This is a genomic window from Streptomyces sp. NPDC012510, assembly GCF_042955065.1.
Classification (GTDB): domain Bacteria; phylum Actinomycetota; class Actinomycetes; order Streptomycetales; family Streptomycetaceae; genus Streptomyces.
The window spans coordinates 1-12,406 of sequence record NZ_JBIBEN010000016.1 but is presented as its reverse complement, the minus strand read 5'-3'; the positions used below and the strand labels follow the sequence as shown (position 1 = coordinate 12,406).

Annotated in this window: 12 protein-coding genes; 9 read left to right on the top strand and 3 right to left on the bottom strand. The window is 70.4% G+C overall.

Annotated features, from left to right (window positions below; translation table 11 throughout):
* Positions 1-40: 40 nt before the first annotated feature.
* The 6 genes from ACFY9I_RS27390 to ACFY9I_RS27365 all read left to right on the top strand — a co-directional run bounded on the left by ACFY9I_RS27390 (position 41) and on the right by ACFY9I_RS27365 (position 5,668).
* A complete protein-coding gene (locus ACFY9I_RS27390) occupies positions 41-1,003 on the top strand; it encodes a PfkB family carbohydrate kinase (RefSeq protein WP_391006149.1) in 963 nt (320 codons plus the stop codon).
* Between the two features lie 222 nt (positions 1,004-1,225).
* The gene (locus tag ACFY9I_RS27385) at positions 1,226-3,787 is read left to right on the top strand and encodes a GH32 C-terminal domain-containing protein (protein ID WP_391006146.1); all 2,562 of its coding nucleotides are present in this window, start codon (positions 1,226-1,228) and stop codon (positions 3,785-3,787) included.
* A 113-nt stretch (positions 3,788-3,900) separates the two neighbouring features.
* Positions 3,901-4,194 (top strand): antibiotic biosynthesis monooxygenase, encoded by a 294-nt coding sequence (locus ACFY9I_RS27380; RefSeq protein ID WP_391006143.1) that lies wholly within the window; start codon positions 3,901-3,903, stop codon positions 4,192-4,194.
* Positions 4,195-4,326: 132 nt separating this feature from the next.
* On the top strand, positions 4,327-5,049 hold the full coding sequence (locus tag ACFY9I_RS27375) for a VOC family protein (protein WP_391006141.1): 723 nt from the start codon (positions 4,327-4,329) through the stop codon (positions 5,047-5,049).
* A gap of 146 nt (positions 5,050-5,195) precedes the next feature.
* Positions 5,196-5,516: a hypothetical protein gene (locus tag ACFY9I_RS27370; protein WP_391006140.1), complete on the top strand. Its 321-nt coding sequence runs from the start codon at positions 5,196-5,198 to the stop codon at positions 5,514-5,516.
* Complete coding sequence (locus ACFY9I_RS27365; protein WP_391006137.1) at positions 5,513-5,668, top strand: hypothetical protein; 156 nt, start codon at positions 5,513-5,515, stop codon at positions 5,666-5,668. The genes ACFY9I_RS27370 and ACFY9I_RS27365 overlap by 4 nt, the downstream gene beginning before the upstream one ends.
* A 34-nt stretch (positions 5,669-5,702) precedes the next feature.
* Here the strand turns inward: ACFY9I_RS27365 and ACFY9I_RS27360 are convergent, their stop codons facing one another.
* Both ACFY9I_RS27360 and ACFY9I_RS27355 read right to left on the bottom strand, forming a co-directional pair.
* Positions 5,703-6,488 carry an MBL fold metallo-hydrolase gene (locus tag ACFY9I_RS27360; protein WP_391006134.1) on the bottom strand — a complete coding sequence of 262 codons (786 nt, stop codon included), beginning with the start codon at positions 6,486-6,488 and terminating at the stop codon, positions 5,703-5,705.
* Between the two features lie 205 nt (positions 6,489-6,693).
* Positions 6,694-8,058 (bottom strand): aminotransferase class V-fold PLP-dependent enzyme, encoded by a 1,365-nt coding sequence (locus ACFY9I_RS27355; RefSeq protein ID WP_391006131.1) that lies wholly within the window; start codon positions 8,056-8,058, stop codon positions 6,694-6,696.
* 177 nt (positions 8,059-8,235) lie between these two features.
* Here ACFY9I_RS27355 and ACFY9I_RS27350 point away from each other — a divergent pair, with 177 nt between their 5' ends.
* A complete protein-coding gene (locus ACFY9I_RS27350) occupies positions 8,236-8,718 on the top strand; it encodes a MarR family transcriptional regulator (protein ID WP_391006128.1) in 483 nt (160 codons plus the stop codon).
* Positions 8,719-8,802: 84 nt separating this feature from the next.
* On the opposite strand, the gene ACFY9I_RS27345 is transcribed toward ACFY9I_RS27350, so the two are convergent.
* Positions 8,803-10,425, bottom strand: coding sequence for a PucR family transcriptional regulator ligand-binding domain-containing protein (locus ACFY9I_RS27345; protein WP_391006125.1), 1,623 nt, complete (start codon positions 10,423-10,425; stop codon positions 8,803-8,805).
* A 277-nt stretch (positions 10,426-10,702) separates the two neighbouring features.
* On the opposite strand from ACFY9I_RS27345, the gene solA reads away from it, so the two are divergent.
* Together solA and ACFY9I_RS27335 are read left to right on the top strand one after the other, a co-directional pair.
* Positions 10,703-11,839 (top strand): N-methyl-L-tryptophan oxidase, encoded by a 1,137-nt coding sequence (gene solA, locus ACFY9I_RS27340; RefSeq protein ID WP_391006122.1) that lies wholly within the window; start codon positions 10,703-10,705, stop codon positions 11,837-11,839.
* Between the two features lie 55 nt (positions 11,840-11,894).
* Positions 11,895-12,406: HAD family hydrolase (locus tag ACFY9I_RS27335; protein WP_391006119.1), on the top strand; the 512-nt coding region annotated here is incomplete at its 3' end.

Here is a 12,406-nt window from a genome sequence, read left to right as displayed (position 1 = left end):
GTCCGCCGTCGCCCGTTCGTCCGTGAGAGAAGAGCAGCCCATGAGCCCGCGTCAGATCACCGTCCTGGGGGAGTGCGTCGCGGACGCGTTCACCGAACCCGCCGCCACCGCGAGCGAACTCGCCCTGCGCGTCCTGCCCGGCGGCGGACCCGCGAACACGGCCGTGGCCCTGGCCCGCCTCGGCACCCCGGCCCGCTTCCTCGCGCGCCTGTCCGGCGATGTGTTCGGCCGTCTGTTCCGCGCCCACCTGGAGGCGTCGGGTGTCGACCTGTCGTACGCCGTCGCGGCGGCGGAGCCCAGCACCCTGGCGGTGGCCGAGCTGGACGCCCAGGGGCAGGCGGCGTTCTCCTTCCACGCCCAGAGCACGGCCGACTGGCAGTGGACGGCAGAGGAGCTGGCCCGTACGGACCTGTCCGAGGCGGCCTGTGTGCACACCGGGTCCCTGGCGCTGGTCCGGGAACCCGGCGCGGCCGCGATCGAGGGCTTCCTCGTGGAGGCGGGACGGCGTGCGACCGTCAGCATCGACCCCAACGTCCGGCCCCTGCTGGTGCACCCCGACGTCTACCGGTCCCGCCTGGCGCGCTGGTGCGCCCTCGCCGACATCCTCCGGCTGAGCGAGGACGATCTGGAGCTGCTGCTGCCGGGTGTGCCGCTCGAGGAGGCGTGCGACATCTGGCACGCGGCCGGGGCGCGGCTCGTCGTGATCACCCGCGGTGCCCAGGGGGCCCTCGCCTCCCTCGACGGCGAACGGGTCGAGGTGCCCGCCGTGCGGGCGGCCGTCGTCGACACGGTCGGGGCGGGGGACTCCTTCACCGCCGGGCTGCTGCACCACCTCGCCGCCCAGGGGCTCCTCGGCGGCCGGCTCACCCGACTCCGCCTCGACGACGTCGCGGAGGCGTGCCGGTTCGCCGTCCGGGTGGCGGCTCTGACCTGCTCGGTCGCCGGTCCCAACCCGCCCTGGCAGAGCCAGTTGGAGCAGCTCGCCGCGGTCGACCGCGCATGACGCGGCGCCGGCCGGTCAAGGAGGAGCCGCAACCGGACTGTTGACGCCTCGGCCACATTGACCGCATCATCGGGCCACTCGATGTCATCGATGACACAAGTCAACGTTGACACTCCTTGCCGACCGCCGTGGACGACGGCGTCGGCCGGGAGTCCCTTTTCGGCCGGATCGCGCAGGGCGGCAGGCTCGCCGCGCGGATCCGACGGCGGCACAGGAGTGACCATGAGCTCTGGACGCGTATCCCGGCATGCCCGCACCCGGGTGATCGCGGCGGCGGCGACCGTCTGCGCCCTCGCCGCGACACCTCTGACCCCCCGGGCCGTCGCCGCCGACACCCCGCCGTACAGCGAGACCTACCGACCCCAGTTCCACTACACGCCGCAGAAGAACTGGATGAACGACCCCAACGGCCTCGTCCACTACAAGGGCGAGTACCACCTCTTCTACCAGTACAACCCGAACGGCAACTCCTGGGGCGACATGTCCTGGGGGCACGCGGTGAGCAAGGATCTCGTGCACTGGGAGGAACTGCCGCTCGCCCTGTCGCACGACGACGAGGAGATGGTGTTCTCCGGCAGCGCGGTCGTCGACTGGAACAACACCACCGGTTTCGGCACGAAGAAGAACCCGCCCATGGTGGCGATCTACACCAGCGCTTACAAGGACACGGGCGTCCAGGCCCAGTCCCTCGCCTACAGCACCGACCGCGGCCGCACGTGGACCAAGTACCAGGGCAATCCCGTGATCGACATCGGCTCCAGGGAGTTCCGCGATCCCAAGGTCCAGTGGTACGCCCCCACCAGGAGTTGGCTGATGACGGTGTCGCTGTCCACCGAGCACAAGGTGCGGTTCTACTCGTCGAAGAACCTCAAGGACTGGACGCAGCTGAGCGAGTTCGGTCCGGCCGGCGCCACGGGCGGCGTGTGGGAGTGCCCCGACCTGTTCCCCCTCGCGGTCGACGGGGACGAGGACAACATCAAGTGGGTTCTCGTCGTCAACATCAACCCCGGTGGTATCGCGGGCGGCTCGGCCGCCCAGTACTTCATCGGCGACTTCGACGGCGAGAAGTTCACCGCCGAGGACAAGGGCACCTACACCCCGCCCGCCGGCACGGTCGTGCAGGACTTCGAGGGCACCGACTTCGGCACGTGGACCACCACCGGCACCGCCTTCGGCGACGCACCCGCGGCCGGAGCGCTGGCCGGGCAGGGGACCGTCACCGGCTTCGACGGTGCGGGGCTCGCCAACAGCTTCCACTCGGGCGACGGCACCACGGGCACCCTCACCTCCCCCGCATTCACCGTCGACAGCCCCTACCTGAACTTCAAGGTCGGCGGCGGCCGCCACCCGCACCAGCCCGGAACCGTCATGGAGCAGGGGCCCCCGCCCGCCGGCACGGTCCTCGCCGACTTCGAGGGCGGCGACTACGGCGACTGGACGACGACCGGAGACGCCTTCGGCACGGCACCGGCCCACGGGACCCTCCCCAACCAGCAGGAGGTCTCCGGATTCCTGGGCGGTGGCCTGGTCAACACCTACCTGAACGGCGACTCGACCACCGGCACCCTCACCTCGCCCGAGTTCACCATCGACAGGAAGCACATCAACTTCCTCATCGGCGGGGGCAACCACCCCGTCGGCTCCGACCACCCCACCGCCCTCGAACTCCTCGTCGACGGCCGGGTGGTGCGCAGCGCCACCGGCAAGGACGCCGAGGCGCTCAACTGGGCTGCCTGGGACGTCGGTGACCTCGCCGGCAAGAAGGCGCGGATGAGGATCGTCGATGACAACACCGGCGGCTGGGGCCACCTCAACGTCGACCACATCATGCTCTCCGACAGCGTGGCCCGGCCCGTCTCCCAGGAGACCTCCGTCAACCTGATCGTCGACGGCCAGATCGTCCGCAGCGCCACCGGCGCCAACAGCGAGACCCTCGACTGGGCCTCCTTCGACCTGCGCCCCTACGCCGGGAAGAAGGCGCGGATCCAGATCGCCGACATGAACACCGCCGGCTGGGGCCACATCCTGGCCGACCGGTTCACCGCCGCGGACGCACCCGCCAAGTCCGTCGTGCAGCGCGCCGACTGGGCCGACTACGGCAAGGACTACTACGCGGCGGTGTCCTGGGAGAACGCCCCGGGCGGCAAGCGCTACATGATCGGCTGGATGAGCAACTGGGACTACAGCGGCGCAGTCCCCACCTCCCCCTGGCGCGGCGCGCAGAGCGCCCCCCGGGAGATGGCGCTGCGGACGATCGACGGCCGTGTCCGGCTGACCAGCGAGCCGGTGGACAGCTTGAAGTCCCTGCGGCGGAAGCGGCCCGCCACAGCGACCGGTGTCACGGTCAGGGACACCTCGAAGCCCCTGATCGGCAACGCGGCGGACGGCAAGGCACTCGACATCGAGGCGACCTTCTCCCTCAAGGACGCCGACCGCTTCGGCCTGAAGGTGCGCACCGGCGCCGACGGTGAGGAGACCGTGATCGGTTACGACACCACGACCCAGGAGCTCTACGTCGACCGCACCCGCTCCGGCGCCGTGGACTTCAACAGCACCTTCCCCGGCGTCCAGACCGCCCCGCTGAAGGCCGAGAACGGCAAGGTCAAGCTGCGGATCCTCGTCGACTGGTCCTCCGTCGAGGTCTTCGGCGGCAGCGGCGAGGCGGTGATCACCGACCAGATCTTCCCCGACCCCGCCAGCCAGGGGGTGCGGGTCTTCGCCGAGAACGGCTCGGTGAAGCTCGACCGGGCCACCGTCTGGCACCTCGACTCCGCCCACGACTGATCCCGCTCATCGCCACGACTGAGCCCGCCCGTCGCCTCGACTGATCCCGCCCCTCTCCACGACTGCTCCCGATCAAGACTCATCGCACGCCCCACCGCGAAGGACACCACACCGTGCACAAGACCCTGCTCGCCGAGTTCACCGCCCGCGAGGGTGCGCAGGACGAGGTCGCCCGCCTGATCCTGGAGTACGCCCGGAAAGTGCGCGAGGAGGAAGGCAACCTGACCTTCGACGTCTACACCAAGTCCGCCCACCCCCGCGCGTTCTGGATCTTCGAGGTCTACCGGGACGAGGACGCCTTCCAGGCCCACCTCAAGGCTCCCTACGGCGGCCCCTTCAACACCGCCCTCGCCCCACTGATCGAGGAGGACGCCTCCGTGCTCACCTTCCTCGACCCGGTGACCTGACGGCCGGGGAAATTCGGATGCGGGTGTGCCGGCCCGCCTCTACGCTCCGGGCGAGAGGCCGGGTGCCGTGTCGGCAGCGGTCGAGGTGCCGTGTCGCAGCGGTGGGCCGGCGCACCGGAGATGGGCGGGGAAATGACTTCTCAACTGTTCGCGATCTGCTTCGACGCGAGTGAGCCGTCGGCTCTCGCCCGGTTCTGGTCCGGCGTCCTGGGCCGGGAGACGGACGACGATCCACGCCACGGCGTCTCACTGCCGCCTGCTGACGACATCGGCTTCCGTATCCGTTTCGTACCGGCCCGGGGACCGAAGACCGTCCCCAACCGGATGCACTTCGATCTGACCAGCGCCTCCCCGGAGGACCAGCGGCAGACGGTGGCAAGGGCGCTGGAACTGGGCGCACGCCACATCGACATCGGCCAACGCCCCGAGGAGGGGCATGTGGTGCTCGCCGACCCCGACGGCAACGAGTTCTGCGTCCTCGGACCGGGCAACGAGTTCCTCGCCGGCTGTGGTTTCGTCGGAGCGCTGGCCTGCGACGGTTCGCAGGCCGTGGGGTACTTCTGGAGCCGGGCGCTGGGGTGGCCGCTGGTCTGGGACCAGGACGAGGAGACCGCGATCCAGTCGCCGCACGGCGGCACGAAGATCACCTGGGGCGGACCCCCGGTGCTGCCGAAGGCGGACAGGGAGCGGGTGCGTTTCGACCTCGTCGTCCCCGCCGACACTGATCCGCAGGCGGAGGTCGACCGTCTGCTCTCCCTCGGGGCGACGCGCGCCGACGCCGGCCGGGACGAGGACGGCCCGATCGTGCTGGCCGACCCCGACGGCATCGAGTTCGTTGTGCTGGCATCCCGGTAGCGCCGTACGCGGATCTCCGTGGAACCAACGCGCCTGGGACCCCGTGGAACCAACGCGCCTGGGACCCGAAGAGGCTCAAGGGTTCAAGGGGTTCAAGGGGTTCAAGGGACTCAAGGGCCCGGAGGGGCCCGCATTAGGCTCGCGCCATGAGTGTCGTCATGGACATCTGGAGACTGACCCGCCGGGCGGACCGGCGGGTGGCGGTCGTCGTCGGCGTGAGCGATGTGCTGCTGAGCCTCCTGCTCTTCCTGAAGGCGATCGGCATGCCGCCCTTCTCGGAGGCCATGACCCGCGAGGAGGAGACCGCTGACTGGCACTTCGCCGTGCCCGTCTTCGGCTGCTGGCTCCTGGGTGGGCTGCTGCTGTTCGCCGTGCTGGCCATGCCCCGGACGTTGCTGACCCACCTGGCGGCCATGCTCCTTCCGCCCATCGCGCTCATGACCCCGCTGCTCCTGGCGGCGCTGTGACGGGCCCGCCCCATGAAGCCGTCTGGGTCGTCGGTGAACGCCTGGCCCTGCTCGGCTGGGCGGGCATCGCCCTGGTCGTCGGTTGCCTCGCCGTGCTCACCACGCCGAGGCGCACCGCCACGGACGACCGGGCGACGGCCGTGCCGGGGTAGGCGGCGCGGTCCAGCCGTACCGAGGGCCCGTCCGTCATGCGCCGGCGCGGGCCCGTTCGTACAGGGACGGATCATGGGCGTTGACGAGGGTGAGATCGTCCTCGTCCCGCCGGTGCAGCTCGGCGAGGCGTGCGTGGTTGGCGCGTACCTTCCTCCCGTCGTACGCCACCAGGGACTCCATCGTGCGAAGGACGCGCGGTACGGGGGAGTGTCCGTCGAGCGTGCCGCGGTGGTAGAAGGAATCCCCGGCGTGCAGGATCCAGCGGGTTCCGGTGTGCACGGCGACGCAGGCATGGCCCCGTGTGTGTCCCGGCAGTGAGATCAGGACGATCCCCGGGGCGACGGTGTCGAGTTCCTTGGCGGCGGCGAATCCGCGCCACGCCTCGCCGTCCGGCGTGTGCTCGACGAGCTTCGGGCCGTGGGCCCACTGGGCCGGCCGGTAGCGGATCCGCTCCCGCCAGGACGGGGAGACGACCGACCCGAGGGCCTCGGCCGCGGTGGTGTGGACCTGGGCGCCGGGGAAGTCGGACAACCCGCCGATGTGGTCCGGGTCGAAGTGCGTGACGACGATGTGGCGGACGTCGTCGCGGTGGAAGCCGAGTGCCTCGACCTGACGGACGGCCGTCTCCTCCGCCCGGAGAACGGGCCTGATCAGGTGACGGGCAGGACCCAACCGGCGTCCGGGATCGGCGATGTCGTCCAGGCCGTAGCCGGAGTCCACCAGGACCAGCCCGCCCGGCGTCTCGACGAGCAGCACATGGCAGACCAGCGGGGCGGTGCGCGGGAGCATGGTCCCGCAGTTGAGGTGATGGACCTTCATGTCGTACGCCCTTCCAGGTGTTGACGACAGGAGGATCCGGCTCGCTCCCGGCCTCCTTCGGGAGACACCGCGGACAGCGTACGACCCGGACACGGCCGGCGACATCCTGCGATCCCCATGGCATCACCATGGCATCCGACGTGAGGGCGGCGAGGTCGGACGGCCACAGCCCGACGCCTTCCGGCCGGTCGTGACACACGGACGGTCAGAGTGCCTTGGTGAGGCGTTCGACCTTGTCGTGGAGGCGCTCCACATGGTGCTCGGACTCCGGCTTCATCAGGACGCTGCGGAGGACGCGTGCGCCGTCGGCGTCCGCGGTGATCTCCCGGTGGCGGGCCGCGAACGCCTCGCGGTCGGCCCTGAGGGTGCTCAGGAACACCGGGTCGGCACCGGCCATGCCGTCGGCCAGGACGCGTGCCGACGCCGTGTCGACGGCGGTCAGGGTCGCGGGCTGTGTGACGGGGAAGTAGCTGACGATGTCCAGCTCGGGCTGTTGGTAGAGCTCGAGGGCTGTGGACGCGCCGATCAGGTCCGCCCACCGCAGCGCGGCCCGGCGGCCTGCCGCGAGGACACGTCCGAGACCGTCGGGCGTGGGCGGGATGAGCCGGAAGGTGAGCCACAGGGCGGCGGCCGAGGCGCCGGCACGGGAGCACTCCAGGCTGATCTCGCCGAGGTGGAGCTCGGTGGAGGTGAAGTAGGTGTAGGGCGAGTCGTGCAGGTAGAACCGGCCCACCTCGGGGTCGCGGAAGATGACGGCGCCGCACCCGTAGGGCTGGAGGCCGTGCTTGTGCGGGTCGACGACGACCGAGTCGCACTCGGCGATGGCACGCCACGGCTCGGGCGCCAGTCCCTCGGGACCGTCGAGGCCCGCGAGCAGGGCGAAGAACCCGCCGTACGCGGCGTCGACGTGGAACCGGACACCGTAGCGGTCCCGCAGGGCGACGGCGGTGTGGATCGGGTCGATGGCCCCGAGACCGGTCGTTCCGGCGGTGAGGACGACCGTGCCGACCTCTCCGGTCCGAAGGACGTCCTCCAGCGCGTCGACGCGGATACGGCCGAGGTCGTCGGTGGGGACCGGGTGGCCCTTCATGCCGAGCAGATGGCACATGCGGCCGTGGGTGTAGTGGGCGTCGGCGCTGTAGGCGATGCCGCGGCCGGGGTGGATCTCCCGGGCGACGAACAGGGCTTCCAGGTTGGCGATGGTGCCGCTGGTGGTGAGGTGCCCGAGGTGGGTGTCGTAGCCGAACATCGCGGCGAGCCGCGCGACCGCCTCGCGTTCCATCGCGGCGGTGGCGGGGCCGCCGTCCAGGGCGTGGTTGTTGGGGTTGATCAGCATGGTGGTGAGGTGGCCGACCACGGCGGCCGGATGCGGGGGCTTGAGCATCTGGCCCGCGTAACGCGGGTGGAAGAAGGGGTAGTTGTCTCTCAGCCGTCCGGTGAACTCCTCGAAGGCGGCGGCGAAGCGTTCGTCCTCGATGAGGAGTGACGGGTGCCGCTCGTAGGGGCCGAAGGTGTCGGCCCACTCCTGTATCGCGTCGTCGGCCCGGCTGAGCCAGTGCTTGAGGTCCATCGATCTCCCTTTCGTCCGACTCCCTCTGGTGCGGTGCGCCCACGATACGACTTTGCTGACTGCTCAGCAATTGATTGATCAGTAATTGAGTGCTCGGTATATGAGGGGTCGGTAGGTGAAGGGGCAGTAAACTCGGGGGAGGCACCGGCGGGGCCGGTGGCGGAGAGGAGCCAGCAGGTGGATGCCGCGAGTCGGCGGGGGGACGAGGTCACCCGCGCCGCCAACAGTGGACTCGTTCGTGACTTCGGACTGCTGCTCAAGGCGGCCACCCGTCTGGAGCAGCGGATCGACGCCGACCTGCGACGGGAGTGCGCGATCAGCCACACCATGTTCGAGGTCCTCATCCGGCTCTGCCGGAAGCCGGACGAGCGGGTCTCGCAGCGCCGGCTCGCCGACGACCTCACGCTCACCAGTGGCGGCATCACCCGGCTGATCGATCGCATGGAGGGAGCCGCTCTGGTCCGGCGGGTGCCGTCACCCGGGGACCGCAGAAGCGTCCTGGTGGAGGCGACCGAGGGCGGTCGTGCGGTGTTCGTGCAGGCCGCGGCCGTCCACGCGCGGGTCGTCGAAAGGTACTTCGTGGCTCCGCTTACCCGTGACGACTACGTACGGCTGACCGGCTCGCTGAGCGAGATCCACGAGGCGTTGCGCGGCGACTGACAAGGCGTTGCGCGGTGACTGACGAGCCGCACGGGCATGGCGCGCCCGGACCTCACCCTCGCACGGGCATGGCGCGCCCGGACCTCACCCTTGGGCTGACGCTGCCCCCCGGGAGTCCAGGACGAGCACCGCGACGTGCAGGGACGTGCGCCGCAGCCCCGACTCCAGGTCACAGCCCAGGAGTCGTTCGATGGTGTGGAGGCGCTGGTAGAACGCCTGCCGGGACATGCCGCTGCGTTTCGCCGCGTCCGACTTGTTGCCGGCCGCCGTGAGGTAGGCGCGCAGCGTGGGCAGCAGGTCGCCACCGTTGCGGTCGTCGTGCTCGACGAGCCGGTTGAGCTGCCGCTCCGCGAACCGCTGGAGCCGGCTGTCGTCCCGCAGCACACCCAGGAGTTCCGGCAGCTCGACATCGGCGGGTACGTGGAACCAGCGGTCCGAGGAGACGGGCGTGATGGCCTCGGCGGTCTGCTCGGCCTCCTGCCATGACCGGGCGATCCCGGACAGGTCGGTCACGCCGGGGCCGATGGCGACGACGGAGTCGGGGCCGAGTTCCTCCCGTGCGAGACGGCCGATCCGCTCGGCGACCGGTTGCCAGGCACTGGCCTGCGCCAGTGCGAGGAGGATGCCGATCCGGCCCGGGGCCGTCTCTCCGACCAGCGCGCGCACTCCGGTCTGCGTCAGTTCCTTGGCGATCCGCTCGTCGAGGTGCTCCTCCTGTGTGCCGGTCCGGGTGTGGCGGATCAGTACGGCGAAGAGACGGTGCCCGAAGGCCGGCAGTCCCAGTGCCTCGGCGCGGGCCCGAGCATCCGCCGGCGAGCGGAAACGCCGCTCGCACAGGTCCCGCAGCACCGAGCGGTGGGCGCGGCGCTCCCACCAGGCCGGCCCGGCCAGGCGTGCCATGGTCAGGGCCACCGCCGCGCGCTCCAGCACCAGGACGTGCTCCGGGTCGGGCTCCGGGGCCTGTCGGCCGTCCAGCAGGATCAGCCGCCCCCACAGACCGTGGTGGTCCTCCACCGGGGCGATCAGCCACCCCTCCGGACCGCTCGGCGCGACCTTCTCCAGCGTCGGCGTGGCACGGGAACGACGGGACCAGGCCGACACCACCGGCTCGTACGGTCGGCCGAGCAGTTCACACATCAGGACCCGGTGGGTGAGGTCCTCCAGTACCACCGGGGTTCCGGTGAGCTCCGCCGTGGTGTGCACCAGTTCCTCGGGAGAGGCCCCGCGCAGGGTCAGGGCGGTGAAGATGTCCTGGACGTCCCTGCCCCGGCGCAGCAGCGCGCCCTGGGCGTCGAGGATGAGCGCGTGCACCATCTGGGTGACGTCGATGAACCGGACGCCACGGGCGAGCTCGACGAGCGGCACCTCGCGGGCGCGACAGGCCGAGACCAACTCGTCGGGCACCTTCCGGTACCGGTGGCCGAGCTCCACGATCAGGCCGGCAGCTCCGACGTCGGCGAGCTGGTCGACGTAGTCCCGCAGTTTCGAGGCGTCCTCGGGATACGGCATGCCGGTGGTCAGCACCAGCTCGCCGCCCTCCAGGAAGTCCGCCGGATTGAGCAGCTCCGTGACGTGCACCCACCGCACCGGACGGTCGAGCCGTGACTCACCGGCCAGCACCCGGGGCAGTCCTTCGACGAGAACGGGGAGGCTGAGAACCTCCGCGATGGTGGGGAAGTGTCCTACTGCGGGGTGTCTGGGTGGCATAGGTAGGGCTTTCGTCCGGGGGACCGGGGGTCACCTTCGCACCGGGCCAGCACCCTGACAAGAGGGCGGATGGCACTTCCCCCGAGTCGTTCGTCCGTTGTTACAGACCGTCTCAAGAAGCTCCCAACGCGGAACAGAATGTGCGTTGACCTGCGGGATCGGTCAGGGCGAGAGTGAACGCCATCCCCAGCAGGGCCCGGAACACTCCGGCCCGCACGGTCTGGGGCCACAACTGCCACCCACCCCCTCAGGCCACGCTCGGCGAAAGGAGCGACTCATGCGCACTCCCAAGCGCGTCGCCGTGATCGGTGCCGGCAGCATGGGCAGCCAGGCCATGTGGCGGCTAGCCGCCCGCGGAGCCGAGGTCATCGGCTACGACCGGTACGCGCCGGGTCACGACCGCGGCGCGGCCGGCGGCGAGACCCGTATCTTCCGAGCCGCCCACCTCGGCGAACCCGGCTACATACCGCTGCTGCGGCTCGCGGACCGGATGTGGGACCGGCTCCAGCGGGAGTCGGGTTGTTCGCTGCGACGCCGCAGCGGCGCTCTCGTGATGGGCGAGAGCACCTCATCGTCCATGCGGCTCCTGCTCTCCTCCAGCGCCGCCCAAGGGCTGGATCACGAGGTACTGGACCGGGACGAACTCGCCCGCCGCTACCCGCAGCACCGCCTCCCGGACGGACACACCGCCGTGCTCGACCGGATGGGCGCCATCATCAGACCTGAGGCGTCGATCCAGGCCGCCGCGACCCGCGCCGAACAACTGGGCGCCCGGCTGCACCGCTACACCCCGGTGCGGGAGGTCGCCCCCGCACCCGGTGGCGGGGTACACGTCGTCACCGACCACGGCACCGATCACGTGGACACCGCGGTGGTGACGGTGGGCCCCTGGATCAACACCCTGCTGCCGGACCTGCCGAAGTCGGTCGACGTCCGTCGGCTGATCAGCTCCTGGCACATCCCCACCCGCCACGACTGGTTCGCGGGCGGCGCCCCCGCCTTCGTACGCAGCACACCCCACGACTGCTACGGGCTTCCGTCACCCGACGGCATCTCCGTCAAGCTCGGACTCTCCTTCGCCCGCTATCTGCCGGTGCCCGACCCCGAGCGGCTCGACCGCGACGTCCGCCCCGGGGAACTCGCCACCTTCCGCGACCTCATCCGCGAACTCATGCCCGACCTGAACCCCGACCCCATCAGGCTGTCGGTCTACATGGAGGGCTACACCGACTCCGGAAACCCGCTCGTCGGTCATCTCCCCGGCGAGGACGACATCATCGTCATGGCCGGATTCTCCGGCAGCGGCTTCAAGCTCTCGCCCGCCATGGGGGAGATCGCCGCCGATCTGGCGCTCGACGGCGTCACGGACCATCCCGTGGACTTCCTCGCGCCTGCCGGTGTCGGCGCCGCCTGATCCACGGCGCACACCCCTCGTCCAGTTCTCTCAAACCGGAAATCGGAGTTCTGTCATGCCCATTCCCTCATTGCAGTTCCGGCCGAAGTACGTCTCGTTCGACTGCTACGGCACGCTGATCGAGTACCCGATCACCCCCATCACGCGGGAGCTCGTCGGCGACCAGATCCCCGCCGAGCAGTGGGACCAGTTCGTCAGGGAGTTCCGCGGCTACCGCTACGACCAGATCCGCGGCGAGTACTACTCCTACGAGCAGGTGCTGCAGGACTCCTTCGAGCGGGTCTGCCGCAAGTGGGGCATCAAGGCGGCCCCGGACGCGGGCAAGCGGTTCGCCGACGGAGTGCGCGGCTGGGGGCCCCACCCGGACGTGGTGGAACCGCTGAAGAAGATGGGCGAGCACTACAAGCTGGTGATCCTCTCCAACGCGGACGACTCCTTCCTCGCCGAGAGCGTGCCCCGGCTCGGAGCGGACTTCCACGCGGTGTACACCGCGGAGCAGGCCGGCTACTACAAGCCCCGCTACGCCGCGTTCGAGTACATGCTCGACCAGCTCGACGCGTCCCCCGA